Source organism: Phenylobacterium sp., from assembly GCF_046290725.1.
In the GTDB taxonomy this organism is placed as follows: Bacteria; Pseudomonadota; Alphaproteobacteria; order Caulobacterales; family Caulobacteraceae; genus Phenylobacterium.
Window position 1 is genome coordinate 430,316 of record NZ_JBKBUH010000001.1, and the last position, 25,951, is coordinate 456,266.

The window sequence follows — 25,951 nt, forward strand, 5'->3', positions numbered from 1 at the left end:
TCTCTCAGCCGCCAGCGCCCGGAGGGTCGTTGCTGACGATGGAGAATGTTAACATAGATTGCGGCGAACGGCGGCATCCGAATGATCGCGAGCTTCGGGGCTTGGACTTCCCGCCCCAAGTGCGGAACCCACGCAGGCCGACCTGGCGTTCTATGCCTCGTCGTTCGCGCTCGGGAGCCTCACGTGGGTGTTGATCGCTCTCTTGGTCGCGCTTCGCCGCGCCTACCCGCCCAAGGCCTGCCCCATTACGGGCGGCCCGCCGAGCGGCGCGCCGATCTTGTCGTGCATCTGTCGGGCCTCGCCCTGTCCTTGCTGGGCGCTGGCATGCTGGCCGGAATCGCCATCGGCACGAGCCAGGCGGGGCGGCTTTGGGCGGTCGGCGTCTACGCCTTGGGGCTACTGGCGATGCTCGCGCTCTCAACGGCCTACAACTTCTCTACCTCCCGGCATCAACCCCTGCTGCGGCGCCTCGACCATGCGGGCATCTTCCTGATGATCGCCGGCTCCTACACCCCCTTCACGACCCATCATCTCACCGGCGCCTGGGCCTGGGCGATGACGGGCGGCGTCTGGACGATCGCGAGCCTTGGCGCGGCCGCCAAACTGCTGCTTCCCGGTCTCGGCAAAGGCTTCTGGCTGGCCGTCTACCTCATCTTCGGCTGGCTGATGCTGATCGCCGTGAAGCCCTTGCTGAGCAGCGTCGGCCTCGCGCCCTTGGTTCTGCTCGCCGTCGGCGGGCTGCTCTACACGCTCGGGGTCGCCTTCTACGCCAACAAGCGGCTCCCGTTCCGTCGGGCGATCTGGCACGGCCACGTGGTGGCGGCTGCGGCCGTGCACTGGACGGCCGTTCTGCTGGCCGTCCTCAAGCGGTGACCCTTGCGCCCGGTCAGGCCGGAAGCGGCTCAGCAAGCTGGCGCGGCTCCGGGTCCGCCCGGCGTTCTCCGCCACCGCCCGTATCGAACGCGATCTGGCGCAGGAAGCCCAGGACAGCTTCGGCGACAACCTGCGGCGCCGTGTGGTGCACCATGTGGCCCGCGCCCTCGATCACCTGGATCTCGCCGCCGAGCAGTTCGCGGGCCAACCGCCGGGATTGATGCTCGCAGCTGACGATCTTGTCGCCATCGCCGCTCATCACCAGGACTGGGCCGACGACGGCCTTCAGTTGCGGCGCCAGCTTGCCGGCCTCCAGCGGCATCATGGCCGTGTCGGCGGCGGTCGCCCGTAGCTGCGAGGGCCGCAGCGACATGTCGGACGCAAAGCCCTGCCGGAAGTGCTCCGGAACCTTGGCCGGGGAGAACATCTGCTTGAACATGAGGGGCATCATCAGCCGCCCGAGCAGGGGGGACGCGGTGAACCGCATCACGTCGCCGAGAGCTGGAATTGCGGGACCGCCCAGCAGGGGCGCGTCGAGGCGCACGGTCGGCCAGTAGTAGCCTGACATCAGCACCAGCCCGCGGATCCGCTTCGGTGCGGTCAGCTGCGCCTGCATGGCGACGAGCGTTCCCCACGAGTGGGCCACGAGAACCGCCTCTCCGGCGCTCAGGGCGGCCATTGCGCCGAGAAGCAGCCGCGCCTGGTCTTCCGCCGTCCAGGGCCGGTTCCGCGGCCGTTCGCTGTAGCCGAAGCCCGGCCGATCGAAGGCGATGACGCGGTAGCGTTGCGCCAGCTCCGCGAACAGGCCGGACAGCACGTAATCCTCCGAACTGACGCCGTTTCCGTGGATCAGCACCAGCGTCGGCCCCTGTCCGCGCTCCTGGTAATGCAGGCGAACCCCGTCCACTGTGACAAAGCGCCCCGCCGGCGGTCTGCGCCGTTCCGTTCGCTTGGCGGCTAGGTGATTTCCGACCGCGGCGGCGATGAGCTTCACCTCGTGCCCCAGCGCGCTCAGCTCCCGCGCCCAGTGGTGGGAAGAGGCGCACGCCTCCATGCCGACGAGGCAGCTCGGCTGCCGGGCAAAGAACTGAAGCACTTGGGACCGGCGCAACTGCCGCCGCAGCACCACCTCACCAGACCCATCAACGCCATGGACCTGGAACACCGACTTGGCGAGATCCAGACCAATCGTAACCACCTGACCCATCGCTCTCCTCCTCCAATCTGCGAGAGCTATGCTCCCGCGGGTGGTGGAGAGCCGTCCACGTTCGCCGGGCCCGCTCTCCGCGAGCCCGGCGGGTACCGTCAGAGGTCAAGCTGCTCGGAGAGTTCGAGCGCGTCGCCCACCTCGATGCCAAGGTAGCGGACCGTGCTTTCGAGCTTGCGATGGCCCAGCAGGACCTGGCACGCTCGCAAGTTGCCGGTCTTCCTGTAAACGAGAGCGACCTCGGTGCGCCTGAGGCTATGGGTGCCAAACGCGGCGGGCTCTAGGTCGATCATCCCGACCCACTCATCGCCCAGCCGTGCGTACTGCCGCGTACTGATGTGGGCACCGGGCCGACTGCGGCTTGGGAAAAGCCAGTCGTCACTTCTGCGGCCGCGCTTCTGAAGCCATGCTCACAAGGCATCGCTCGTCGGCTCCGTGATCGCGAATGGCACGGGTCGGCCGGTCGTCTGCTGTATGACGGTCGCTCTCGCCGGGAGGGCCCCACCAGGCGCGACGTCGCTCACGCGAAGGCGAACCAAGTCACAGCCACGCAGCTTCGCGTCGATCGCGCAGTTGAACAGGGCGAGATCCCGTACGCGGCGGGTGTTCTTGAGCTGCTGGCGGATGGCCCAAATATGCTTCGGCTTCAGGGGCGGTTTAGGGCCAATGGTACGGCCTGAATTCCATGGTGTGCGGGATAGGATGAAGAGGTCACGTCTGGCCATGGACGCCTCCTGCGTTGGCCTACGCCCCTCCCCTTCAACTTAGTCCGAAGACTTCTGCATCGCGCCAGCAACGGGCCTCGAGCGGCGAAGCTCAATGGAGCGGCGGAACAAGCCCGTCCGTTGCGAGCGCGGTTAGCGAGCGCCGCCGCTCGAGGAAGCGACGGCGAGGAGCACCTGATGCATCCGACGGGCTAGAACTCAAAGGTCATCTGGTCACGATCCAGCGCCTTGCGCCGCGTCCGAGCGGGGTGGCGCCTGACGCCAGCGCCGTCCGAGCGGGTCAGGGACGTCGGTGGAGGCGCGGGCTCAGGGTTGAGGGCCTGCGGCGGCGCCGGCGACCAGGTGAGCGGCTCAGGACGGGCTTGGACATTCTCCTGGGTGTGGGCTCGCGGGCGCTGCGTTCGACGAGCGCCGGCGGTCCGCGGGCCGCGTGAGTCCTTCCAGGCGTCGATTTCGGCTTCCCGGTAGGCCACACGGCCCGGCGAGACGACATAGGGCGTGGGGAAGTCGCCGGTCTTCTGCATGCGCCACGCCGTGGTGCGGCTGATGCCGACGCGGGGCTCAACCTTCTTCCAAGGCAGCAAGGCCCCGCGGGGCGCGTCGGCGTCCAGGAAGTCTCGCCAATGAGGCATCCTCAGCCCTCCCCGTGGCGTCGTGACCGGCGCAGGCTGGTCTTCTGGGTCTCGGCCCATTTCCGAAGTTCGCCGCGCGGGCACCACGGCTTCTTCCGAATGTGGGTGCAGGGCGGGCCGTCGCCGCCGACGGACCAGACTCGCGCGAGGGTGGTCGGCTTCATACGGATCTGGAGCCGGGCCAGATAGGCTGACGCCTCGGCTCGGGTGAGCAGGTCGTCGTCGCGTTCCTCCGGGGCGGCTTGCGCCTGTTCGAGATGGGTCATTGGACGACCCCCGGGGGCCGGCACTCGCGCGACGAGCGGACACCCCGGCCGGCGGTGAGCGCCAGGTAGCAGTCAAGGACAGCCTCGACGTACGCCTTGGTTTCCTGGATCTCAGGCACCCGGCCGAGACGGGCGACGCGGCCGGGGCCGGCGTTGTAGGCGGCAAGGGCGAGGCGCAGGTCGCCGAAGCGCACGATCTGCCGGGCGAGGTAGTCGGCTCCGCCCAGGAGGTTCGCCATGGGGTCGAAGCGGTTCCGGACGCCGAGCTCGCCCGCCGTCGCCGGCATCAGCTGGGTGAGGCCGGCGGCTCCCGCGGGCGAGACGGCGTCGGGCCGGTAGGAGCTTTCCACAGTCACCAGCGCGTGCAGGAGCTTGGGGTCGAGGCCGTGACGCGCGGCCGCCTCCGCGACCGCGGCGCCGAACGGCTGGCGCAGCGGCGGCAGGGTCGCTGTGGCCGCAGCGCCCGTCGCGTCCTCACTCGGGGATGCCGGCTCGCCAGGGCCTACGAAGAGGGGGCCGCCGGAGGCGCGCCAGTCGGCCGCGCGGCCCGGAGCGACGAGGCTGAACGACAGCGCGAGCGCGCCCAAGACAAGAGGAACGACGCTCACCATCGCAGCACCTCCACATAGACGCCGTCCACCTGCTCCAGGCGGAGCGGGCCGAAGAACCGGCTGTCGAAGCTCCTCGGCGTGTCGCCCAGCACGAGCAGCTCGCCGGCGCCAAGGTGGCGGCAGCCGCGCCAGCTTGGCAGCGGAGCGCCGCGTCGGTCGCGGCCCGGGGCCGGAACGGCGCCCTTCGGCGTGACCAGCGCGCCGGCCCAGGCGCAGACCGCATCGCCGGGGACCGCAGCCACCCGTTTCAGCAGCCGCATGTCGGACGGGACGCCGAGGCCGCGGAGGTAGGCCGCCGCCGGGCCGGCGGGCTGGCGCACGGCCACGAGGCGCCCGCGCTCGGGCGTGAGATCGTCCCGGCGCAGGTAGAGGCCGCGCGGCACGCTCCGGCTCTCGTTGACGAGCAGGCGCGGCGCCCCGCCGGACGTTGCGGCGGCCGCCAGGCCGGCGAGGACCGCTAGGGCGGCCGCGCAGGCGATGGGAACGGCGGCGGTCATGGGCGGTACGGCTCCAACAGGAGGTCCCGGGTCACCAGCACGCGGACTCGCGCGCCCGGCTTCAGGCGGATCTGCGGACGCACCTGCAGCTCGCGGTCGATCAGCTTGCCGCCGACCTGGGCGGCCTCGACGGCCGCCGCGTCGCCGGCGTCGCCGAGCAGGCCGCCGGAGCGATCGTCGTCGTCGCGCGCCGCCTGGCCGAGCGTGGTGATCGCGCCGGCGAAGAGCGTCGCCACCGCCAGCGGGAACAGCCGGCGGTCGACGCGGCCCTTGAGGCCGGTTCGCCCCTGGGCGTCCACGCCGGGTTCGCGGTTGAGGATCAGGCTCTTGCCGTTCGGCAGGATGAGGCGGTCCCAGGCGAGGAAGGCGCGCCTGTCGCCGTGACGGCTCTCGCCCTCGTGGCGGCCGACGAGCCGGGCGCCCTGCGGGATCAGCAGGTGCCGGCCCGAGATGCTGTCGAAGACGTTCTCCGTCACCGTCGCCACGACCGGGCCGGCCCGGCTCGTGTCCACCCCGGTGATCAGAGCGGCCGGGATCACGGCGCCGGCCTTCACCTCGTAGGGGCTGAGCGGCGCCAGCAGCTGATGGGTGTTGTAGACGGCGGCGTAGTCCCGGCTCGGGGCGTCGGTCGTCTTGGCCGCGGGCGCGGCCGCCCCGCTTCCCCCGGCCGCGAAGAAGAGGTCCGACTGCCGGGCTTCGGCCGCGGGCGATCCTGCCCCTGCCCTTGGCGTTGGCCCGGAGCGCGGCGGAGGCGCGTCGTCGGCAACCGGCTGAGAAGGGACAGACTCCCGGTCGCCTCCGAGCCGCCGCGGCTCCGGAAGCCGGTCGGCCTCGCCGTAGCCGGACGGGCCGTCCGTCACACGGCCGCTGGGACGGATGTCCCCGTCGGAAGCGGCCGCGTCGAGCGGGCGGGCGCGGGCTTCGGCGCGGATCTCCGGCTGCACCACGAAGGCCCAGGCGAGCGCCATAGCCAACAGGCCCGCGGCCGACATCACCGCCGCGGTCACCACGCTGCGGCGCAGCCGCACCACCGGGGGCCGCGGCGCGCGGACGTCGAGCGGCTCGGCCGGCGCCTTGGGCTGGGGCGTGGCGGCGGAGGAAGGGGCGTCGGTCATGGACGGTCTCCGGCGTCGGGGTCCCGGCGGATGCGGACGACCTGGGGGCGCTTGCCGCCGAGCCGCAGCTCGGCGGCGTCGAAGACCCGGTCGACGACCCACAGCCCGGCCTGCTGGCGGTAGTTGACGAGCTGGGCCTCCCCGCCCGCCCCGCGCACCAGCAGCACCGGCGCCTCGCCCGACGCGGCGCCCGGCGGGAAGGTCAGGAAGGTGCGCACGCCGTCGGTCATCACCGCCGTCGGCGTCCAGTCGGGGCGGCGGCCCCGCGGCTCGATCCGGAAGCGGGCGTCCAGCGGCCCCGCCGGGCCGGCGAGCGTCTCCGGCGCGGCGGCCTCGGCGCCTTCGAGCAGGGCGGCCGCCGCCGGCGAGAGCACCGCGCCGGCGTCCCAGGCCACCGCCGCGTTGAAGGCCTCGGCCGAGCCGCTCTTCAGCTGGATCAGGTAGACCCGCTGGCTGGTGGCCAGCACCAGGTTGGTCTCCAGGCCCCGCTCCAACGGCTTGATCATCACATGGCCGCGCTGGCCAGGTCCCTGGCCCGACCGCGTCTCGCCAATCTGCCAGCGGACGGTGTCGCCGGCGGCCATGGACACCACGGCCTCGCCGGCGCCCAAGGTGAGCGTCGTCACCCGCAGCGGGGCGGTCCAGACCTCGTACACCCGTCCCGGTGAATAGGCGAAGACCTGCACGCCGCCGACGAAGGCGTCGGCCCGGGAGGTCTCGCGCGCCTCGGCGTTGGCGGCGGCGATGGCCGTCCGGCCGCTGGCGGCGGGCGTACCGCGGGCCGGCGGCCCCGGCCTCGCCAGCTGATCGTCGGCGGTCCGCGAGGATGCGGAGGCTGACGCGACGCCCGGCGCCCGCGCCCGCCCCGACCGGCGTCCCGGCGGGTTCGGGATCGGCGCCATGACGCCGCGGATCCCGGGCGGTGCGGGAGCCGTTGCCGGAACCGCCAGGCCTGCCGCGTTGGTGGCGCTGGCGGCGGCGGCGGCTTGCGGGGGTGCGGAGGCCTGCGAGGCGCCGGCAGACGCGCGGCCCAGGTCGCGCAGGGCGGCGCATCCGCCGAGCGTCAGGGCGGCGATCGCCACGGTGGCGGCGGCGTAGCGGTTCAGGCGGCGTCGGGGGTCCATGACACCTCCTCGATGCGGATGCCGAGCGGGTTCTTCATCAGCTGCGCCTCGGTCCTCGGCGGCTGCAGGCGCGTGGTGATCAGCGCGCGCCAGCGCTGGCGGCTGGCCTCCTGGCCGTCGACGAAACGGGTCTCCCGCCACTGCAGGTCGTAGGTCCGCTCGGAGCGGCGGACGACGTTGAGAACCTCGACGTTCACCGCCTCCCGGCCAACGGAGGCGAAGGGGTCGTGCGCCTGGGCGTGGGCGTTGAGGAAGGCCGCGGCGCGCGGGGTGGCGAGCTCGTAGGCGGCCAGCCAGTTCTGGCGGATCACCACCGGGTCGGTGCTCTTTGAGCGCACGTTGCGCACCCACTGCGCCAGGGCGTGGGCGGTCTGCGCCTCGGTCGGCTCGTAGCGGCCGCCGATGGCGGTGATCCTCTGGGTCTCGCCCCAGTCGGAGACCTCGACCACGAAGGGCTTCACCACCGCCTGGCGGCTCTCCGCCCACCAGCCCACGCCAAGTCCCGCCGCCAGCAGCAGGTTGCCGAAGGCCAAGCGGCGCCAGTTACGGGCGTGGGCGACGGTGAGCCCCAGGCGCTCGTCCCAGACCTGGCCGGCGCGCTGGTAGGGCGTGGCGTCCGGCGTGGCGCTCAGCGCGCGCTTGGGGCGGAAGAAGGGATGCATGGCCTCACGGCTCCTCGGTCTTCAGCTGCGGGGCGATCGCGCCGCTGCTCTCGCCGGCGGGCAGCAGGGACCGACCGGCGTTGGCGGCGAAGAAGGCGCGGACGGCGGCGCTGCGGCGGCCCTCCCCCGCCTGGGGTGTGGCGGGCGCGGCGTCCGCCTGGGCCGCCCGGTGGAAGGCGGCGCGGGCGGCCTCGCGCTCGCCGGCGATGGTGTCCGCCGGTCGGCCTGGGGCGGATCTGGACGCCGCGTCTGCGGCGGCCGGCCGCGCCGCGTCCCTCGGTCCGCCATCGTGGCCCGACGAACCGCCGCCCGAGGCGCCCTCCCCGCGCCAGGCGCTCGCGGGCTCGGCGACGCCGCCGAGCGAGCCGCCGCGGCCGGACGCGGACCGCCCGGGACCGTGGGGATTGTCGTTGGTGGGGCGCGGGCCTGAGGGCGGTCCGGGCGGCGGTCCTTGCGGCCGCCCGGAAGGTGGCGGCGGCGCCGGCGGACGCCCGGTCCCGGCGCCGGCCGCGGCGCGGGAGGGTCCGGCGATCCGCGCGGCCGCTGTTTCGAGCCCGGTGACGCCGGCCGCGGCCAGGGCTCCGGCGCCGGCCACCGCCAGCCCGCCGGTCGCCGCGGCCCCGGCGCCCAGGGCGGGGCCCCCGGTGACCAGGGCGGCGGCGAGGTTCGGCACGAAGATCGCCAGCATGGCCAGCAGCAGCGAGGCCGAGAGGATCGCCAGCGCCTCCTGCAGGCCGGGATTGGCGGACGGCTGCAGCTGGTCGAACACCGAGCGCGCGCCGGAGACGACGATGGCGAGCGCCAGCACCTTCAGGCCGGAGGCGACCACGAAGCCCAGCGGCCGCTCGGCGAGGAAGGCGGACTTCGACCAGATCCCGAACGGCAGCAGCACGAAGCCGCCGAGGGTGACGATCTTGAACTCCAGGAGGGTGACGATGATCTGCAGCGCCAGCACCGCGAAGGCCAGCATGATGCCGATCATCGCCAGACCGAGGACCAGGGCGTCGGTGAGGTTGCCCATCACGTCGATGGGGTTCTCGACCGGCGCGGGCGTCTCGCCCAGCGCCTTCACGATCCGCCAGCCCTCGTGGAGGATGGCGCCGGGGTTGAGGAAGTCGCCGCGGCTGAGTCCGCCGCCGCCGGCGCGCAGCCCGATGTCCACGAAGCCGGACTGAATGAGCAGGCTGAGCCGCTCCCAGTCGTTGATCAGATAGGCGAAGAAGCCGATCAGCAGGATCTTGCCGAAGCCGGCCGCCAGCACCTCGCGGTTGGAGGACAGCGCCCACTGGATGCCGGTGAGCGCCACCACCAGGGCGATCATCAGGCCGAAGACGCCGTTGACCGGACCCTGGAGAGCCGCGAAGCCGGACGAGACGGTGTTCGAGAACACCACCATCAGGTCGTTGGGCGTCTGCATCGTGACGGCGGACATGGCCGGACCTCACCGCGACGCCGGCGAATAGGGATCGAAGTCGGGATTGGCGGGCGCCGCGGCACCGTCGTGCCAGAACCGCCGCCGGGCCTCCGCGCCCGCGGCCCGCTCGGCCGAACGGCGGGCGGTCTCCTCCGCCATCAGCCGCGACTGGGCCATGAGGATGGTGCGCATGGCGGTAAGGTCCTCGGCGAGCACCGCCAGCACCTGGGTCGAGGACTGGATCGCGGCCGTCTGGCCGGTGGCCGCCTGGCTGGCGCCGAGCGCCCCCTGCAGGCGTCCGGCGCGGCCCTGGGCCAGCCGCTCGAGTTCGGCGGCCGTGCGCGCGAGGTCGCGGGCGGTCTCGCGGGCCTTGGCGTTGCGCGCCCGGCTTTGCTGCAGCGCCTGCCTGGGATCCAGCCCCTGCACGGCCGCCGGGTAGAGCTGCTCGAAATCGCGCTGCAGCCCCTCGACGTCCGCGGCGACGCCCTTCACCGAGCGGGCGAGCTCGCCCATCTCGCGCAGCGCCTCGCCGGTCTCGCCGAGATGGCTGTACGGCGAGGCCGCGAGCTCCCGCGCCTGGTTGGCCAGCATGCGGGCCTCGTTGGCGAGGCTGTCCAGCTGGCGGGCGGCCTGCAGGGCGTTCTCCAGGTGGTTCTTGGGATCGAACACCACCTGCTGGGCCTCGGCCGGCTTCGGCCCGGAGCAGGCCCCGCCGGCGAGCAGGATCAGCACGAGGGCGGCGCGCGCCCTACTCGGCGGCGAGCGGCGGCCGGTCGGCGGGCGTGTGGGCGAGCGCGTCGAACAGCGGATCCACATGACGGACTCCCTTGGCTTGCAGGAAGGCGCGCAGGAAGCCGTCCGGGCCGGACCGCTCGAGCGCCTGGTCGATGAGGCGGTGATCCTCGGGCGCGGACGCGCCGCAGAGGGCGAGGGCCACGCCGGAGAGCTTGAGGTCGAAGAGCCGGCGGCCGTGCGGCTGGCGCCAGTAGTAGGACCGCTTGGGCGTCGCGTGGGCGATCAGCTCAAGCTGCCGGCGATTGAGGCCGAAGGCGCGGTAGAGCTCCGCCGAGCCGGGCTCGAGGGCCCGCGGATTGGGCAGGAAGACCTGGGTCGGGCAGGACTCGATCAGGCTGGCGGCGATGCTCGAGGCCGCCACATCGTCGAGGCTCTGGGTGGCGAACACCACGGCCACCCGCTTCTTGCGCAGCGTCTTCAGCCACTCGCGGATCTTCGCCGCGAAGCCGGTGTCGTCCAGGAACAGCCAGGCCTCGTCGAGGACCAGCAGGGTCGGTCGTCCGTCGAATCCGCGCTCGAGCTGGTGGAAGAGCGCGCCGAGCACCGGGCCCAACGCCGACGGCGTCGCCATCAGGCGCTCGAGCTCGAAGGTGTCGAAGCGACTTGCGGCGAGGTCTTCGCGGGCGCCGTCGAGCAGCGCCCCATGCGGCCCCTCGAGCGTGAAGGGCTCGAGGGCGGCGGCCGCGGCCCGGTCCTGCAGCAGGGCGGCAAAGACCGTGAGCGTGCGCTGGTCGGCGGGCGCTTCGGCGAGGGCCTTGAGCGCGGCCCAGACCTCCTCGCGCAGCGCCGCCGTGACGGCGCAGCCGGCGCCCCGCAGGACCTCCGCCAGCCATTCCGCCGCCCAGGCCCGCTCGCTCATGTCGTCGATGCGCGCCAGCGGCTGCAGGGCGAAGGGCTGGTCCGGCTCGAGCGCGCGCCAGGCGCCGCCGGCGGCCAGGGTCGCGGCCCGGGCGCTGCGGCCCTTGTCGAGGAACACCACCCGCGCCTGCGGATAGCGGAACCACTGCAGCGCCAGGAAGGCGAGGAGCGCGCTCTTGCCGGAGCCGGTGGGGCCCACGACCATGGCATGCCCGACGTCGCCGACGTGCAGCACCAGGCGGAACGGCGTGGCGCCCGTCGTGCGCGCGACCGCCAGCGGCGGACCCTCCAGGGCCGGATCTCGGGCCGGCCCGGCCCAGACGGCCGACGCCGGCAGCAGGTCGGCGAGGTTGAGCGTCGAGACCATCGGCCGGCGGACGTCGGCGTAGGGCTCGCCTGGGATGGAGCCCAGCCAGGCGTCGACGGCGTTGAGGTCCTCGACGCGGGCGACGAAGCCGTGGGCGTTCAGCGTCGCCTCCACGGCGCGCGCCTTCTCCGCGGCGGCGGCGGGATCGCCGTCGAGCAGGGTCACGGTGAGGGTCAGGTAGCCGTAGGCGCAGGCGTCGGCGCCAAGCGCCGCCAGCGCGCCGTCGCACTCCTCGGCCTTGGCGGCGGCGTCGGTGTCGAGAAGCGGGACCTCTTCCTTGGTCACGGCCTCGCGCAGCAGCACGCCGACGCCCTTGCGTTTGGCGAACCAGCGCTTGCGCAGCTTGGCGATCTCCCGCTCCGCGTCGGCCTTGTCGAGGGCGATCCAGCGGGCCGTCCACCGGTAGGGGAACGGCAGGGACGAGAGCGCGTCGAGGAGACCCGGGCGGGTCGCGGCCGGCATCCCGCGGACCGACACCACCTTCAGCCACGCCGTCCCGAGCCGCGGCGTGACGCCGCCCGTGACCGGCGCATCCGCCAGGGCCGCATCCAGGAACGCCGGCGTCGCGTCCGGGTCGATGGGGTGGGGCCGCGTGGAGACGCAGGCATGCAGCCAGTGGAGCAAGGCCGCGTCGTCCAGCCGCCGGCACTCGGGCAGGACGTCGGCCAGGAGGTCGAACACGGCGTCGGTCTGCCGGCGGAAGGCCTCGAGGGCGGCGCGCCAGTCGCGGCCGGTCCGTTCGAGGCCGTCGAACATCAGCCGCTGGAGCCTCCGGGTTTCGTCGGCGGGCGGAAGCCAGGTGAGCGCGAGCCGGAACTCGCTCTCGAAGGCCGGCTCGGCGCCGTCGAACAGCGCCTGGCGCTCGGCGTCCACCAGCCAGGCGGCGGTCACCTCCGCGTCCGTTGGCGGATAGGGCTCGGCGGGGCGCCGCCGCGCCTCCACGTGCAGGCACCAGCCGGAGCCCAGGCGACGGAGCGTATTGTTGAGGCGGGCGCGCACCGCCATCAGCTCGTCCTCGGTCGAGGACTCCAGGTCTGGGCCGCGGAAGGCGAACGCGGTCAGGAAGGAGCCGTCCTTGTTGAGGACGACGCCCGGCGCCACCAGCGCGGCCCAGGGCAGATGGTCGGCGAGGCTCGCGGGCCGCCGGCGATGTTCGTGGAGGAAGCGCATCGGCCCGTCCTCACGCGTCGAGGTGGCCAGGCCGGGCGAGATGACGCCTCAGCACGTCGAAACACAGCTTGTCAGCCCGCGCCGCGGCGATCCCGAGGGCGTGGGCGGCCGTCCACCACAGCAGGCCGAGCCACCAGATGCGCAGCGCCAGGCCCAGCACGAGGGCGACGGTGCCCATCAGGATGGCGTAGTCACGCGGCATGCCGGCCAGCAGCACGGGTTCGGCGAGGCTCTGCGCCACCGGCAGCTCCCAGCCTTCGCGCGGGGCGGGTTCGGAGGCCTGAGCCATCAGCCGATCTCCAGGCCGCCGGCGAAGCCGAAGAAGTCCAGGAAGAAGGTCGAGGCCGCGAAGGCGATGGACAGGCCGAACAGGATGCCGACGCCGCGCCGCATGCCCGAGCCGCTCTCGCTCATGGCGACGCCCGCGCCGAACACCGCCACGGCGATCACCGCGGCGGCCTGGACGACGGGGCCGGTCACCGATTCGACGATCTGCTGCAGAGGCCCTTCCCAGGGCATGCCGGAGCCGCCCGCCGCCGCCGGTCCGGCGACCAGCAGGGCGCAAGAGGTCACGGCGGCGAAGAGGCCGCACACGCGTATCCGGCGCATGTCCGAAGTCCTTGATCCGGCGCTGGAAAGCGCGCCTCAGATCAACGCAATCAAATCCATCCACAGACTGTCAACAGAGACCGGACGGAGTGGGCCGGAATATTTTCTTCCAACTTGGAGGCAAGTCGCGAATCGGTCCTTATACGCTCGCGTTTAGACGCGGCCGCGCGCATAATCTTGGACAATCCTGTCGACAACTTGGACCCAACGAGAGAAGCTCACGCCGCAGAGGTGAGCCTGTAGCTCCCGTTCGCGTCGAGGCCGTCCAGGGTCAGCAGGCCGGTGAGCCGTCGCCCGTCCGCGGTCCGACGCAGATGCGCGATGAGATCGACAGCCTGCGCCAGCGCCCGACGCGGCGGCTCCGCCACGACTTCCAACAAAAGGTCCTCCAGGCGCTGCAGCGCCTCCTCCGCCGAATTCGCGTGCAGGGTCGAGAGGCCGCCGGGGTGGCCGGTGTTCCAGGCCTTCAGGGTCTCCAGGGCCGCCGCGCCGTCGCGGATCTCCCCCACCACGATGCGGTCGGGGCGCATGCGAAGCGCATCGCGCACGAGGTCGACGACGCCGATCGATCGGGGATGCCGGCGGGTCAGCACCGCCACGCAGTCCCACGCCGAACACTGCAGCTCGGCGGTGTCCTCGACGAGGAACACGCGGTCCTCGGCGAACGCCGGCTCGGCGAGCAGCGCGTTGGCCAGGGTCGTCTTGCCCGAGCCGGTGCCGCCGCTGATCAGGATGTTCCGGCGGGCCGTGACGGCCGCCCGAAGCGCATCGGCCTGCCCGGCGGAGACCACGCCCTGGGCGACATAGTCGTCGAGCCCCCAGATCACCGGCGGCCGCTTGCGGATCGAGAAGGTGGGCGCAGACGAGACCGGCGGCAGGAAACCCTGGAAGCGTTCGCCAGTGGGCAGCACGCCGGAGAGCCGGGGGTCTTCGCGCGTCACCGGTTCGCCGACATGTTCGGCGACCAGGCGGATCGCCCGTTCGCGGGCCGCCGGGCTCAGCCGCTCGCCCGTGTCCCGCCGCCCCCCGGTGGCATGGTCGACGACCAGCCGGCCGTCCGGGTTGGCGAGCACCTCGACGACGCCCGGCTCGTCCAGGGCCGCCAGCACCGCCGCGCCGAGCGCGTGCCGCAGCGCCTCCAGCTTGCGGAGGTCCGAGCGGTCGTCCGGGCTCATGCGTCCGCCGCCTGGAAGGACCTCGCCTCCGACGGCGCCCCTGCCTCCCCTTCGGCTTCCGCGCGGTGCTCCCGCAGGGACGCGCCGGCGATGCGGGCGATGGTGTCGTCGATGAACCGGCGGACCCGCACCTCGACGGCGGCCTGCAGCAGGGGATCCCGGTCGGCGGGGCGTTCGGGCAGGACCGTGAAGAGCTCGCGCGCGAACTGCGCCATCAGCTCCTGCATGAAGGTCATGTCGCGGGCCATCGCCCGGCCGTGGTCGCGCACCGCCCGCTCGACGGCAAGCAGCCGGTCCTCGGGATCGCCCGCCAGCCGGCGCGCAAGGCCGCGCGCGATGGCGCGCTCGGCCGCGCGGCTGACCGAGCCTCCGCTGGCGGCGGCTTCCTCGGCCAGCGCCTTGGCGATGCGCGCGTCTTCGAAATAGACCTGCACGCGCTGGCCGACCGCCACTTCCCGCCTACCCATGATGTCTTCCCTGCAGATGGTCGAGCGCCGCTTCCTGGGCGGCCATCTCGCCGGCGACCCGCTCGTAGATTTCGGCGGCGCGGGCGGCCGCCTTCTTGTCGTCCATGGCCGCCGCCACCTCCTTGAACAGCGGCAGCGTCGCGGTGGGGTCCTCACCAAGCGCGCGGCGGCCGGCCCACGGATGGGCGGGCGCGCCGGGCGTGTCGACCGGCGCGTCGGCCGGCGGTGGCAAGGCCGCACGGGTCCGGAAGGGCACGCGCCGGTCGTACTGCAGCTTGCGGGTCCGCAGCGGCCGCCGGCCCGCGGCGAACACCAGCTGTTCCCCGTCGTCGAGGGCGCGGATCTCGCCGGGCTCCAGCAACGGGCGCTCCACCTCCGATCGGGAGACCGAACTGCGCCCGCTCCCCAGCCCGGAGGGCCCGCTGCGGCTGGTGCGCAACTCCGCCACCGTGCCGGTGAGCCTGGACACCTTGTCCTGGGTGAGCGGGTCAAGCGCGCTGAAGGCGGTGTAGACGTGGCAGTTGTCGAGGATGGTGTTGTTGGGCCCGTAGGTCTCGACGATGTCGTTGAGGCTCTGGGCGACGAACAGCGTCTTCAGGCCGTAGCCGCTCATCAGCCGCAGGCTCTTCTCGAAGAACTCCACGCGGCCGAGCAGCGGGAACTCGTCCATCACCATGAGCAGCTTGTGGCGCTTTGGCCGGCCCGCCGCGTCGGCCTGCTCGTGGGCTGTGAGGGACTGGGCGGCGGCGTAGAACAGCAACCGCACCAGCGGGCGCAGCGCCGCGGCGTCGGCGGGGGCGACCTGGACATACAGGCTGACCGGGGCGTCGGCGCACATCAGGTCGCCGAGGGCGAAGTCGGACGCCGAGAGCACGCGCTCCAGGTCCTCTCCGGCCAGCCACTTGAGATAGGAGCGCGCCGTGCCCTGCACGGACGTGCGGAAGCGGTCGTGCATCGCCGAATAGCCCTTCACGGCTGTGGCGATGAAGGGGTGGGTCTCCGGCCGCCCGTCGGCGCCCGGGCGATGCAGGGTCTTCAGCATGCGGTCGGCGGCATCGTCGAGGTCGGCGAGCAGGCCGCGCACCGTCACCAGGGACTTGGCCGCGTCGTCGGCGGTGTAGAGCACGTGGAGGATGACGGCCTCGAGGATCTCCGAGGCCGACTTGTCCCAGATCGCCTCGTCATCACGCACGCCGCCGGGATCGGCGAGGATGGCCACCAGCCGCTGCACCTGCGCGAGCTCCCCCGGTCCTGGCCGGATCTCCGCCAGCGGGTTCCATCGAGCGGAGGTCGCGCTACGCGGGTCGAACCGCAGCGTGTGCGAGAAGCCGGTCCGCCAGCCGGCGGTGACGCGCCAGAGCTCGCCCTTCGGGTCGTGGACCAGGGCGCTCTCGGTCCAGGACAGCAGGCTGGGCGCCACGTGTCCGCGCCCCTTGCCGGACCGAGTGCCGCCGGTGACCAGGGTGGGCCGCAGGTCGGCGGTGATGAGCACACGCCCGTTCAACTCGCCGATCACGCAGCCGCGCTTCGCCAGCAGCCCGGCCCGCCGAGCCTCGGCGAGACCGCCCCAGCCTCGGACCCTTTGGGGGCGGCCCTCTGCGCCCAGCAGCACGCCCGCCCCGAGGCCCCCGACCACACCCAACAGCAGCAGCGCCGTCGCGCCCGAGAACACCCGGGGACCTTCGGCCTCGAAGCGGGCGCGCCACACGAGGAACGACCACGGCGGATAGAGCGGCGTTCCGGCGACCGGCAGGCTCGCACCGAGCGCCGGGGCGAAGTCGAACGACCAGCCCACGAACTGCGTCGCCGCCTGCAGGCCCAGCAGGCCTCCCGCGGCCAAGCCACACAATCGAACACCAAGGCCCATGCGTCCTCGCGGGAGCCCGCCAGCAAAGGCGATCAAAACCCGCCAACCCTCGGCGTGGAATATGTACGGCCCGGTCATTTCGGTCCTGGGCGGGACGATTCGGTCAGCCTCTGGACCCGATCGCCGCGCATCAGACCGGGAGATCGGCGGTATGCAGAAGCGGTCCTGATGCGGTCCGAAAGGGGCTTCCGGGCGCCCGAAACCGCACGCCCGCAATGGGATTGCGCGCGGTCCGCGACCACTTTGCGGGCGTCGCGGCGGACTTCAGTAATTATCGGACTCGCGCCTTGCTAAGTCGGGCCTCTGCCCTTTAGTCCACCCACGTAGGGTTGGTTTAAGAGGGCGTCCAAGCCCATGGTTGCACCGCCGGATGACCCGGCCGCCAAGGGCCCGCTCCTGGCGATGATCCTGCGTTCGTTGCGCCGGATGCGGCGCCGACGGCTGGTGGACGTCTCGGCCGAGCTCGGCCTCAAGCAGAGAACCTACGAACACTTCGAAGCCGGCCGCGGACCGCTCAACGTCGAGCGGATCCACCAGTTCGCCGAGCTCCTGGACGTCGATCCCTACGGCATCCTGGCGGCGCTCGAGATCGGCTCCAGCGAATTCGCCCGGCGGACGGCGGACAACAAGTTCATGACCGCCTTCCACCTGCAGCTTCAGGCCTTCGATCAACGGATAGGAGACAAGCTCTCGCTCCTCGACGCCTACAGCCTGATGGAGGCGTTCGAGGCGATGTTCGCCGACCTGGAGGCCCGGGCAGATCAGCTGCAGGCGCTCAGCCTCCGCAGGCCCCCGCCCGATGAGGAGCCGGGACCCTCATGACACGACACGGCGCGGCGCCAAGGTCTGTAGATGAACCCCGGCGGCCATCTCGCATTGTCAGCCCATATGAGCTATCTATTCGCTCAAAGGAGCACGACATGGGCAACGCCGCACGCGCCGAGAAGACCGGACGCTCCCTTCCCCGCGGAGGACCGGCCGGCGCGCCGCTGAGCTACGTCGCGATCTACAAGGCCGACCCGCTCGACCGGATCGAGCTGGTCAAGGCGGGCCTGCCGGCGGAGCAGGCCAAGCAGATCATCGCCGACCTCGCGATGCCGGTGGGGGTCACCTTCAACGCCCTGCACGTGGCCATCTCCACCATCAACCGGAAGGCCAAGAACCAGGAGCTGCTGGCCCAGGACGAGAGCGAACGCTTCGTCGGGCTCGCCAAGTTGATCGGCCAGGTCGAGGCGATGGTCGAGGAGTCCGGCGATCCGAAGGGGTTCGACGCCAAGGCCTGGACCTCCCGCTGGCTGCAGGAGCCGCTGCCTGCGTTCGGCGGCGCCCGGCCGGTCGACCTGATGGACACCATGGAGGGTCAGGCGCTGGTGTCAGAGACCCTCGCCCGGATCCAGAGCGGGGCCTACGCTTGACGCGCACGCTCTGGCGCATCGCCGTGGACGCCCCCGCCTACGAGGCACACGACCTCTCGGGCAAGGGCGCGGAGATCACCGGCGGGCGCTGGAACGTCAAAGGGCTGCCGGCGGTCTATGCCTCGGAGACCCGCGCCCTCGCCTGCCTCGAGACCATGGTCCACCTGAACGCCGGCGGGCTGCCCCTGAACCGCTACCTCGTGCAGATCGACGTGCCGCCGGACGTCTGGGCGAACGCCAAGGTCGTCACGCCCGACGAGCTGCCGGTCGGCTGGGACGCGGAGCCGCCCGCCAAGGCGAGCCTCGACTTCGCTTCCGCGTGGCTCAAGTCCAAGGCGACGGCGCTCCTCGTCGTGCCGTCGATGATCATCCCCGAGGAGCGGAATGTCCTGATCAACCCGCTGCACCCGGACAGCGCCGGCGTCACCGCGACCAAGGTCCGCAAGTGGCTCTACGATCCGCGGCTGTCGAAGGCCTAGGTCAATCGATCAGGGCCGCGGCCAGGCCGAGCAGCGCGAGGCCCGCCACCACGATCAGCAGAATGCTTCCGGCCGACGGGGCGGTCGCCTTCGAACGGCTGACATGCGAGATCCCCGTTCCGGGGACGCTGAGCGTGGTGGCCTTCTGGCCGCGCGAGTTCACCGAGACCTTGGCGCCCTTCGGCCCGACCGACAGGCCTGACGTCAGCCCGCGTTTGCTGGCGGTGAGATTGACGCGCACGCCCGGCGCGATCTTGATCCGGCGCGACATGCGAAAGCCCATGCGCCCCTCCTCCCCTGAAGCTCCTGCGCCGATAACAGCCAAGCTTCAGCCAGCGATCAAGTCCGGGCTCGCGCCCGCTCTGATCCTGCTTCTGCTTTCGGCCAGCCCCGCCCTCGCCGATCCCTGCAAGGCGATCCCCGATCGCGGCCCCCTGCCGCCGGGGCTCGGCCGAGGCCAGACGTTCACCGGCCCGGTCGTCTATGTGGGCGACGGGGACTCGCTCTGCGTCGCCCGTGGCCCGACGCCGGCCAGCTGGATCGAGGTGCGCCTCGCGGACTTCTACGCCCCGGAACTCGACACGCCCGCCGGCCAGGCCGCCAAGGCGACGCTCAGCGCCCTGACGCTCGGCCGGACGGTCACCTGCCGCGCGCAGCACAGGTCCTGGGATCGCATTGTCGCGACCTGCTCCCGCGACCGGAAGCCGCTCGGCGCGCTGCTGCGGCAAGCGGGCGTGCGCGAAGGCGGCCGCGGCCGCCGCTGACCATCCGCATTACCGCTCGCAGCCGACGCCGTCGCCGTCACGGTCGAGATGTGCGCCGTAGCCGGGCTCGCCGCGCCGGACGGGCGCCGCGCCCGCCGCCCGCGCCGCCGCGCAGTTGGGGAAGGCGCCGTCGCCGGAGCGGGAGACGAGGCTTTCGGGCTGCGCCGGTCGCCGTGGCGCTTGAGCGGCGCCGGTTCGGTGACAGTGGTAGTCCCCGGTCTTTCGGTTGTTGTGGCACCCTTCGGCATTGAGCCCGCCGGGATGCGCCGTCGCGCTCCCACAGACGGCCGCCGCGGCCGCGGCGAACATGATCGCCCGCATGTTTCCCCCTCCAGCGACTTTAGATCGCGTCGTTCTCCACCCCACTCGCTGCAGCTCAGTCTCGCGTGAGAGCCAAGAACGGGGAAGCGGAAGTGTCGCCCTAGGTGCGGAGGGTCTGAACCGACGTCAGGCTGCGGTCATCAGGGCGCGCGCCGCCGGCCGACGCCTCGCTGAAGGCTGAGGCTCTGCCACTTTGACGGCGAATAGCCGATCAACTCGTAGAGCCGTCCCAGGCCTCCGAAGCGGTCGATGTACTGCCTCGCCGAGGCGGTCTCCGGGGCCACGTCGAGGAGGCTGCTGGTCAGGCGCCCTTTCCGCGCGAGAAGCGCCCGCGCCTCTTCGAGCATCTGTTCAGAGCTTCGCCGCATGCGGTCACTACGACGAGGCGCCTTCGGGGTCACGCCAGCAGGCTTCACGCGCCTTGAAACGTCAGGAATGCGCCAGGTGCGGACATTCGCGTCTGGGCCAGAAGCAGACATTAGCCTGCGACTAAGCGGGCCTCCTCGCGCCAACCGCTATTTGGCAGAAAAAGCTCGCTTGAGTAGGTAGGCGACTCCACTAAGGCTACGCTTGATGCACGGCGCCACCTTCGGTGTCGGATTCACTCTTGCCACGCAGTGTCCAGGGGGCGGCCGATCAGCGCTGATCCGATCGAGCAGGATGATCTCTTTGCGGAGGACGTCACTCTCGACCTTCCCCCGGTCTTCGCACTCGAGGGTAGGTTGCTGGGCAGCCCCATTCGCCAACAAGCACGCCCTCAGACGAAGATCGCCTGCCGGCTGAAGCCATTCACCTTTCGCCGCACCAGCGGATTCAAGGCCAACCTTCCTTCAGGCGAAACACTGGTCGTCGTCGGTGCCAAGACATCCACTAAGTTCGAGGCCGATCTCGTCCTGTTAGCGCCAGGCGCTGTTCACGCCGGCGACGTCGCAGCCATCCTCGAACGCGGCGACAGTCGGTGGCTCTTCCCATTACCCGTGGATCCTTCTTCGCTGAGTGACGAAGAGATGCAGGCGCGTCTCGGCGCAGTCACTCTCTCCTGGGAAGACGCGGTCCATCTGCGAGAGGGGCGACCAGCGAGCGCCGGACGACCAGCGGCTCCCGGCCTACGACGACCTCAGATTGGCGCCCTACATGCGGCGCTGGCGCACGCGACGCGATCGACGCAACCTGCGACCGTCGTGATGCCGACTGGCACCGGCAAGACGGAAACGATGCTGGCGCTCAACGCCCGGCAGCGATTCGAGCGTCTCCTTGTCGTGGTGCCCACCGACGCGCTTAGGGACCAAATCGGCCGCAAGTTCGAGTCCTTCGGCGTGCTCAAGGCCCAAGCTTGCCTGGACGACGCAGCCATCCACCCGGTGGTGTTGCGCCTGTCCCATATCCCAACCTCCGTTGCAGAGGTCGACGCGATCTTTGATCGGGCGAACGTCGTGGTGACCACCATGCACGTCGCGGGTCGAGCGGATGCGGACGTCCAAGAGCGGATGGCAGCACGAGCGGACGCATTGTTCATCGACGAAGCGCACCACATTGGTGCGCGGACCTGGGCTGAGTTTCGTCGGCTGTTCGCTGACCGGAGCCCCCCACTCCCGGTCGTCCAGTTCACAGCCACACCCTTCCGTGAGGACGGTCGCCGCGTCGATGGCGAGTTCATCTACACGTACCCGCTCAAGAAGGCGCAAGAGGAAGGCTACTTCAAACCCATCCGCTTTGAGGCCGTGTTCGGGCTTGAGCGAGATGACGCGGACTTGGCTATCGCGCAAAAGGTCGGCGACATTTTGGAAGCCGATCTCAGCGCCGGGCTGAATCATCTCGCGATGGCGCGCTGCAATACGATCGATCGCGCGAGGCAGCTGCACCGTCTCTACTCGGATATCTATCCGCAGCACCGGCCGGTGATCGTCCACAGCCAGCAGTCGATGCGTGAGCGGTCGGAAAATCTCGCCGCGCTTCGCAGTTTCAACAGCAGGATCATCGTCTGCGTCGACATGCTGGGCGAGGGCTTCGACCTCCCCGAATTAAAGATCGCTGCGCTGCACGATCACCACAAGAGCGTCGCAGTGACGATCCAGTTTGTCGGCCGGTTCACGCGGCAGGACCCCACCCTCGGCGACGCCACAGTCATCGCCAATACCGGCGTGGACGACATCGATCGCTCCCTCGCCAAGCTCTATGCCGAAGACGCCGACTGGAACGCGTTGGTCGAGGCGCTGAGCTCAGCGCGCATTGAGCGTCAGGTCCGTCGGGCCGAGATGTTCAGGGGTTTCGTCGGCACGTTGAACGACATTCCCTTGCAGACCCTCGAGCCCAAGATGAACGCGGTGGTCTACAAGACTACGTGCGCCAACTGGGACCCCTTCCGCGCCGAGGATCTGTACGACGCCGGCGTGTTCCTCGGCATGAAGGTGAATCCCCATCAGGGCGTAGCCATCTTTGTCACCCGTGCCGAAGAACAGGCGCCCTGGACAACCGCTCAGCACGCGATCGACGTGACGTGGGATCTCCACATGATGCACTGGGACGCGTCGACTCGTCTGCTTTACGTAAGCAGCTCCATTAAAGGGACTTTCGACCGCCTGGCGAAGACCGTCTGCGGCGAGGATGCGCGGCGGATTGAAGGCGAGGACGTCTTCCGCAGCCTCGCCGGCTTCAAGCGACTTATCCTCCGCAATCTGGGTTTGACCCACCACCAGGGACGCGGCGTTCGTTACTCGATGTACATGGGGGTCGACGTTGCCGAGGGCCTCGACAACGCGAAGTCACAAGCCCGCATCAAGAACAATGTTTTTGGGACGGGCTTCCTGGACGGCGCGCCGGCAGCTCGTGGCTGTTCGGCCAAGGGGAAATTCTGGTCAATCTCCCGCGTCAGGGACCTGACCGATTGGGTGGACTGGTGTCAGGAGATCGGTCGCTCGGTCACAGACGCTGGGATCACCACAGACGGCGTGTTCAAGAGCGCAATGCGCCCGCGGCAGATCAGCGAACGCCCAGCGGTTCCGCCTGTCGCAATCCATTGGCCGGAGTCACTGCTCACCCAGCTCGAAGACAGGGTCGAAATCGCCTTCGGCGACCAAGTCGCCCTTCTCACTGAGTGCGATATCGAACTGGCAGATCATAACCGGTCCGGTCCCTTGCGCTTCATCGTTCGCAACGACACGCAGGCTGCTCAATTCGATGTGGTCTTCAGCGAGGGAGGGGCTCGCTACCCTCAAATGAAGGGGCCGCGGGCGACGATCAAGATCGGTAGCAAGCTCCAAACGCTGTCGGAGGCCTTCGCCGACGACTCGCCGCAGATCGATTTTGGGGACGGGTCCCTATTGATCTACAGCCACCTCTACGTGCTGCCCGAGGGACAGACTCCTGCGCCGTATCCACCGGAGAAGATCGAGACCTGGGACTGGAGCAAGACCGACATTCGCGCGGAATCTCAGGGCCCCTCCAAGCGGGCAGACTCCGTCCAACGGCTGGTGATTGAAACCCTTCTCGCGGACGAAGCGCCCTACGACATCATCTTCGATGACGACGGCGCCGGTGAGATCGCGGACGTCGTCGCCATCCGGGTGACTGAGAGTGTCGTCTACGTGACGCTCTACCACTGCAAATACTCCAGCAGCGATGCTCCCGGGGCGCGCGTGAAGGATCTCTACGAGGTCTGCGGTCAGGCGCAGAAATCCGCTCGCTGGCGGGACCGCCCCAATCGCATGTTCCAGCACATGCTGAAGCGCGAAAGGCTCCGCCTCGATAGGGGGGCGGCGTCGAGGTTTGAACAAGGTACGGCCGCCGCCCTGAAGAAGCTCAAGGCCGGGTGGCAGGACTACCGGTACGAATACGACGTGAAGATAGTCCAGCCTGGCCTATCCCGTAGGGCGGTTGGTGAGGAGGGCCTTCATCTCCTTGCGGGCGCTGAAACCTATCTACTTGAAACGCGAGCCATGCCTCTAAAAGTTATCGCAAGCGAGTAAGCGATCACTTGAGTCCCTCCGGGATTCGTCGGGGGTCGCTGGTGCGCCAGTGCCCGAGAGCTTCCATCATGCAAGACCTAATTGTGTGGCTGACTGCGCACGACAAGCTGGCGGGCTGGGCCCAATTCGCCGGCGCAATCTTGGCGTTAGGGCTCACATACGTCACGGCGTTCGCTCCAACCTGGCGCCGCAAGCGACAGCTTCAGGAGGCGGCCAAGCGGCTCCTATTGAACGGCTATGAAGTGATCGAGAGTTATCATCGAACCTCGGCGAATTTCCTCCCTTCCCCGCTTTCAGTTCGAGCCGCCGCTCTAACCATGACCGCTGTAGTGGACGAGCTGAGCCGATTTCCGATTTTCGAGCTGGACAACCAGGGGCCCAACTCAGTCGCACGTCGACTAGGCGCGATGGGTCAAACTGTGAGGCTGACAAGCCTTTTCCTAGAAACCTTTGCTTCAGACCTCAACGGAGAGACCGCCACCGAAGACGAGCGCGACCAACTTCGTATGTTCCTGAACGACCGGCTGACGCTCGCCGGCGCCTTAGTGCTAGGCCACGAATTGAAACGTCCCGAGTGGTCTGGTTCGTAACTGGCCTCGTCGGGCAACGCCCTTTGCGAGATCCCGGTTAAGCCAGCTGCGGCGGCCGCGCGGCCAGCTTGGCGAGCGCCGTGGGGCCGACCTTCCGAAGGTCCCCTAAGAGTCAGCAGCTGACCTTTCGGGTACTCCGGACGACAGTTCAGTCAAAGCGCCAGAATTCCACAGGCTGCAGGCCAAGCCCGCGGGCGAGCGCGAATATTGTCTTCACGGAAGCGGTGCGTTCGCCGCGCTCGACCAAGCCGACGTAATTGCGGTGAAGCCCTGCACGCTCGGCAAGCTCCTCCTGGCTCAGTTGCTGAGCTTCGCGGCATGCGCGAATGCGGCGTCCTAGGCGCAGGAGTTCGGCGTCAACCGGCACAGCCGGAAGTTCGCTTCGCTGCCAGCTACGCTCTACACACTGACAGTGTGTGTTGTTAGACTCGGCGCGAGTTCGACTTGAGCCGCAGCTATGGCCTCCTTCCCGACACGACCGAAGATCGCCACGAGCTTGGTCCGCTCGAATGCAGCGCAATGCGACCTACTGTACCGGGAACATCGGCACTGGCTGCTGAACTTTGTGGCGCGCAAGTTCGGCACCGATCTCGCAGAGGAACTCTCGCAGGAGGCGTTCGCCCGGTGCGCGAGGATCAGCGGCGTAGTTACCAATCCCCGCGCCCTGCTCGCCACCTTGGCGCGGCGGGCTGCTGCGGATCAGTTCCGGCGGGAAGGTCGGGCTGAGCGCGTGGAGGTGCGGGAGCCTGAGAGCGGGTACCTTCCGGACCAGCTTGAGCGGGTGCTGTTGCAACAACTTCTGCGCGAGCTACCGCCCAAGGTGCGCGAGGTGTATCTGTTGGTTCGGGTCGTAGGTCTCACCTACGCCGAGGCGGCGGAGCGGTGCGGGATCTCGGTCAAGCGCGTCGAGGCGCGGATGACGGAGGCCCACAAGCGGTTCGCCGCCCTGATGCGGGAATAGGCGGCGCTTTGGGCATGAGCGATCAGGCGGAGCTCTCGCGGGCGGAGACGGAGGCGGCCGAATGGTTCGAGCGGCTGCGCCGGCCGTCTGTGACCGCGCGCGCCCTCAAGGATTTCCAGGCCTGGAAGCAGTCTTCGGTGAACGCCGAGGCCTTCCGGCGCGTGGAGGCGGGCTGGCGGGCCACGGGGGCGCTGGTCGGCCATCCCGAGGTACAGGCAGCCGCCCGCGAGGTGCTCGCGAAGCGACCGCTGCGACGCCGGCGGGACTGGCGGCAGATTTGGTTGCCCGCCGCGGTGGCCGGGGCGCTGGGGCTCATCCTGTTGGCATGGGCGGACCGGGCGTTGGCGCCGGGCTATCGCACCGCCGTGGGCGAGCAGCGGCTGGTGGTGCTGGACGACGGCTCGCGGGTGCGGCTAAACACCGACAGCACGGTGCGTGTGGTCTTCTGGGGCGATATGCGCCGGGTGTACCTGCGGCGGGGCCAGGCCTTCTTCGACGTGGCCCACGATCCGGCCCGGCCGTTCCTGGTGGACGCCGGCGGGACCGAGGTGCGGGCGCTGGGCACGCGGTTTGACGTCCGGCGCGATCGCGACGGCGTCTCGGTGACGCTGGTCGACGGCCGCGTGCGGATCGAGGACGACCGGGGCGAGGCCGCGGAGCTTCTGCCGAACCAGCAGCTTCGTGTGACGGACGCCGGATTGAGCCGGGTGCGGGCCGCGGGCGCCGACGCGGTGAGCTGGACGAACGGCCGCCTGGTCTTCCGGGACACGCCGCTGGCGGCGGCGGTGGCCGAGGTGAACCGCTACTCGGCGCACAAGATCGAACTTGGGGACGCGGCGGGTCTCGGCGACGAGCCGGTGAGCGGGGTGTTCGACGCGGGCGACGTGGAGGCCTTCGCCTCCGCCGTGGCGGCGGTGTACGGGCTGCGGCCGGTCGACGAGCGGGATGGGCGGATCGTGCTGGTCCCGGCCGCCCAGAGCTCCGGCGGCTGAATTATTTTCGAGGGTGTTTGGCGTCTTCTT

29 protein-coding genes and 2 pseudogenes are annotated in these 25,951 nt (G+C 70.4%); 9 read left to right on the forward strand and 22 right to left on the reverse strand.

Features of this window, described 5'->3' with window-relative positions:
• Positions 1-183 precede the first annotated feature (183 nt).
• A complete protein-coding gene (gene trhA, locus ACK41C_RS02300) occupies positions 184-873 on the forward strand; it encodes a PAQR family membrane homeostasis protein TrhA (RefSeq protein WP_409649984.1) in 690 nt (229 codons plus the stop codon).
• A gap of 13 nt (positions 874-886) precedes the next feature.
• On the opposite strand, the gene ACK41C_RS02305 is transcribed toward trhA, so the two are convergent.
• From ACK41C_RS02305 to ACK41C_RS02390, 18 genes and pseudogenes are all read right to left on the reverse strand, one after another.
• Positions 887-1,867, reverse strand: a complete 981-nt coding sequence (locus tag ACK41C_RS02305; RefSeq protein ID WP_409653877.1) for an alpha/beta fold hydrolase — start codon at positions 1,865-1,867, stop codon at positions 887-889.
• Positions 1,847-2,080: pseudogene (locus ACK41C_RS02310) on the reverse strand (IS110 family transposase); the annotation flags it as partial. The gene ACK41C_RS02305 and the pseudogene ACK41C_RS02310, both read right to left, overlap by 21 nt.
• Positions 2,081-2,178: 98 nt before the next feature.
• Positions 2,179-2,805 (reverse strand): annotated as a pseudogene (locus tag ACK41C_RS02315) (tyrosine-type recombinase/integrase).
• A gap of 191 nt (positions 2,806-2,996) precedes the next feature.
• Entirely contained in the window at positions 2,997-3,437 is a 441-nt protein-coding gene (locus ACK41C_RS02320) for a helix-turn-helix transcriptional regulator (protein ID WP_409649986.1), read from the reverse strand.
• 2 nt (positions 3,438-3,439) lie between these two features.
• Positions 3,440-3,703: a hypothetical protein gene (locus ACK41C_RS02325; protein WP_409649988.1), complete on the reverse strand. Its 264-nt coding sequence runs from the start codon at positions 3,701-3,703 to the stop codon at positions 3,440-3,442.
• Positions 3,700-4,314, reverse strand: a complete 615-nt coding sequence (locus tag ACK41C_RS02330) for a lytic transglycosylase domain-containing protein (protein WP_409649991.1) — start codon at positions 4,312-4,314, stop codon at positions 3,700-3,702. The genes ACK41C_RS02325 and ACK41C_RS02330 overlap by 4 nt, the downstream gene beginning before the upstream one ends.
• Complete coding sequence (locus ACK41C_RS02335) at positions 4,308-4,811, reverse strand: S26 family signal peptidase (protein WP_409649993.1); 504 nt, start codon at positions 4,809-4,811, stop codon at positions 4,308-4,310. The genes ACK41C_RS02330 and ACK41C_RS02335 overlap by 7 nt, the downstream gene beginning before the upstream one ends.
• Positions 4,808-5,926 carry a TrbI/VirB10 family protein gene (locus ACK41C_RS02340; protein ID WP_409649996.1) on the reverse strand — a complete coding sequence of 373 codons (1,119 nt, stop codon included), beginning with the start codon at positions 5,924-5,926 and terminating at the stop codon, positions 4,808-4,810. Before ACK41C_RS02340 ends, ACK41C_RS02335 begins: the two co-directional genes overlap by 4 nt.
• Positions 5,923-7,050: a TrbG/VirB9 family P-type conjugative transfer protein gene (locus ACK41C_RS02345; protein ID WP_409649999.1), complete on the reverse strand. Its 1,128-nt coding sequence runs from the start codon at positions 7,048-7,050 to the stop codon at positions 5,923-5,925. Before ACK41C_RS02345 ends, ACK41C_RS02340 begins: the two co-directional genes overlap by 4 nt.
• Entirely contained in the window at positions 7,029-7,712 is a 684-nt protein-coding gene (trbF, locus tag ACK41C_RS02350; protein ID WP_409650001.1) for a conjugal transfer protein TrbF, read from the reverse strand. The genes ACK41C_RS02345 and trbF overlap by 22 nt, the downstream gene beginning before the upstream one ends.
• Positions 7,713-7,716: 4 nt before the next feature.
• Positions 7,717-9,144 (reverse strand): P-type conjugative transfer protein TrbL, encoded by a 1,428-nt coding sequence (gene trbL, locus ACK41C_RS02355; RefSeq protein WP_409650004.1) that lies wholly within the window; start codon positions 9,142-9,144, stop codon positions 7,717-7,719.
• Positions 9,145-9,153: 9 nt separating this feature from the next.
• Positions 9,154-9,942, reverse strand: coding sequence for a conjugal transfer protein TrbJ (locus ACK41C_RS02360; protein WP_409650007.1), 789 nt, complete (start codon positions 9,940-9,942; stop codon positions 9,154-9,156).
• Complete coding sequence (gene trbE, locus ACK41C_RS02365; RefSeq protein ID WP_409650010.1) at positions 9,875-12,316, reverse strand: conjugal transfer protein TrbE; 2,442 nt, start codon at positions 12,314-12,316, stop codon at positions 9,875-9,877. Before trbE ends, ACK41C_RS02360 begins: the two co-directional genes overlap by 68 nt.
• A 10-nt stretch (positions 12,317-12,326) precedes the next feature.
• Positions 12,327-12,605, reverse strand: a complete 279-nt coding sequence (locus tag ACK41C_RS02370; protein WP_409650013.1) for a VirB3 family type IV secretion system protein — start codon at positions 12,603-12,605, stop codon at positions 12,327-12,329.
• Positions 12,605-12,925 carry a TrbC/VirB2 family protein gene (locus tag ACK41C_RS02375; protein WP_409650016.1) on the reverse strand — a complete coding sequence of 107 codons (321 nt, stop codon included), beginning with the start codon at positions 12,923-12,925 and terminating at the stop codon, positions 12,605-12,607. The genes ACK41C_RS02370 and ACK41C_RS02375 overlap by 1 nt, the downstream gene beginning before the upstream one ends.
• Positions 12,926-13,143: 218 nt before the next feature.
• A complete protein-coding gene (gene trbB, locus ACK41C_RS02380; protein WP_409650019.1) occupies positions 13,144-14,100 on the reverse strand; it encodes a P-type conjugative transfer ATPase TrbB in 957 nt (318 codons plus the stop codon).
• Positions 14,097-14,567 carry a hypothetical protein gene (locus ACK41C_RS02385; protein WP_409650022.1) on the reverse strand — a complete coding sequence of 157 codons (471 nt, stop codon included), beginning with the start codon at positions 14,565-14,567 and terminating at the stop codon, positions 14,097-14,099. The genes trbB and ACK41C_RS02385 overlap by 4 nt, the downstream gene beginning before the upstream one ends.
• The gene (locus tag ACK41C_RS02390) at positions 14,560-16,407 is read right to left on the reverse strand and encodes a type IV secretory system conjugative DNA transfer family protein (RefSeq protein ID WP_409650025.1); all 1,848 of its coding nucleotides are present in this window, start codon (positions 16,405-16,407) and stop codon (positions 14,560-14,562) included. The genes ACK41C_RS02385 and ACK41C_RS02390 overlap by 8 nt, the downstream gene beginning before the upstream one ends.
• Positions 16,408-16,788: 381 nt before the next feature.
• Between ACK41C_RS02390 and ACK41C_RS02395 the strand changes: the two genes are divergently transcribed.
• The 3 genes from ACK41C_RS02395 to ACK41C_RS02405 all read left to right on the forward strand — a co-directional run bounded on the left by ACK41C_RS02395 (position 16,789) and on the right by ACK41C_RS02405 (position 18,328).
• Positions 16,789-17,256 (forward strand): helix-turn-helix domain-containing protein, encoded by a 468-nt coding sequence (locus ACK41C_RS02395; RefSeq protein WP_409650028.1) that lies wholly within the window; start codon positions 16,789-16,791, stop codon positions 17,254-17,256.
• Positions 17,257-17,354: 98 nt separating this feature from the next.
• Complete coding sequence (locus tag ACK41C_RS02400; RefSeq protein WP_409650031.1) at positions 17,355-17,849, forward strand: antitoxin Xre/MbcA/ParS toxin-binding domain-containing protein; 495 nt, start codon at positions 17,355-17,357, stop codon at positions 17,847-17,849.
• Positions 17,846-18,328 (forward strand): RES family NAD+ phosphorylase, encoded by a 483-nt coding sequence (locus tag ACK41C_RS02405; protein ID WP_409650034.1) that lies wholly within the window; start codon positions 17,846-17,848, stop codon positions 18,326-18,328. Before ACK41C_RS02400 ends, ACK41C_RS02405 begins: the two co-directional genes overlap by 4 nt.
• A gap of 1 nt (position 18,329) precedes the next feature.
• On the opposite strand, the gene ACK41C_RS02410 is transcribed toward ACK41C_RS02405, so the two are convergent.
• Positions 18,330-18,611, reverse strand: coding sequence for a DUF4236 domain-containing protein (locus tag ACK41C_RS02410; protein ID WP_409650037.1), 282 nt, complete (start codon positions 18,609-18,611; stop codon positions 18,330-18,332).
• On the opposite strand from ACK41C_RS02410, the gene ACK41C_RS02415 reads away from it, so the two are divergent.
• Entirely contained in the window at positions 18,610-19,092 is a 483-nt protein-coding gene (locus tag ACK41C_RS02415) for a thermonuclease family protein (protein ID WP_409650040.1), read from the forward strand. The two genes, ACK41C_RS02410 and ACK41C_RS02415, sit on opposite strands and share 2 nt — an antisense overlap.
• Before the next feature lie 9 nt (positions 19,093-19,101).
• Here ACK41C_RS02415 and ACK41C_RS02420 read toward each other — a convergent pair whose 3' ends face one another.
• Both ACK41C_RS02420 and ACK41C_RS02425 read right to left on the reverse strand, forming a co-directional pair.
• Complete coding sequence (locus ACK41C_RS02420; protein WP_409650043.1) at positions 19,102-19,413, reverse strand: excalibur calcium-binding domain-containing protein; 312 nt, start codon at positions 19,411-19,413, stop codon at positions 19,102-19,104.
• 140 nt (positions 19,414-19,553) lie between these two features.
• On the reverse strand, positions 19,554-19,781 hold the full coding sequence (locus ACK41C_RS02425) for a hypothetical protein (RefSeq protein WP_409650046.1): 228 nt from the start codon (positions 19,779-19,781) through the stop codon (positions 19,554-19,556).
• A 354-nt stretch (positions 19,782-20,135) separates the two neighbouring features.
• Here ACK41C_RS02425 and ACK41C_RS02430 point away from each other — a divergent pair, with 354 nt between their 5' ends.
• Positions 20,136-23,378, forward strand: coding sequence for a DEAD/DEAH box helicase (locus ACK41C_RS02430; protein ID WP_409650049.1), 3,243 nt, complete (start codon positions 20,136-20,138; stop codon positions 23,376-23,378).
• Between the two features lie 68 nt (positions 23,379-23,446).
• Positions 23,447-23,968 (forward strand): hypothetical protein, encoded by a 522-nt coding sequence (locus ACK41C_RS02435; protein WP_409650052.1) that lies wholly within the window; start codon positions 23,447-23,449, stop codon positions 23,966-23,968.
• A gap of 148 nt (positions 23,969-24,116) precedes the next feature.
• Here ACK41C_RS02435 and ACK41C_RS02440 read toward each other — a convergent pair whose 3' ends face one another.
• Positions 24,117-24,335: a helix-turn-helix domain-containing protein gene (locus ACK41C_RS02440; RefSeq protein WP_409650055.1), complete on the reverse strand. Its 219-nt coding sequence runs from the start codon at positions 24,333-24,335 to the stop codon at positions 24,117-24,119.
• Positions 24,336-24,425: 90 nt separating this feature from the next.
• On the opposite strand from ACK41C_RS02440, the gene ACK41C_RS02445 reads away from it, so the two are divergent.
• Complete coding sequence (locus ACK41C_RS02445) at positions 24,426-24,929, forward strand: RNA polymerase sigma factor (RefSeq protein WP_409650057.1); 504 nt, start codon at positions 24,426-24,428, stop codon at positions 24,927-24,929.
• A gap of 14 nt (positions 24,930-24,943) precedes the next feature.
• Positions 24,944-25,921, forward strand: a complete 978-nt coding sequence (locus tag ACK41C_RS02450) for a FecR family protein (protein ID WP_409650060.1) — start codon at positions 24,944-24,946, stop codon at positions 25,919-25,921.
• Positions 25,922-25,951: the final 30 nt, after the last annotated feature.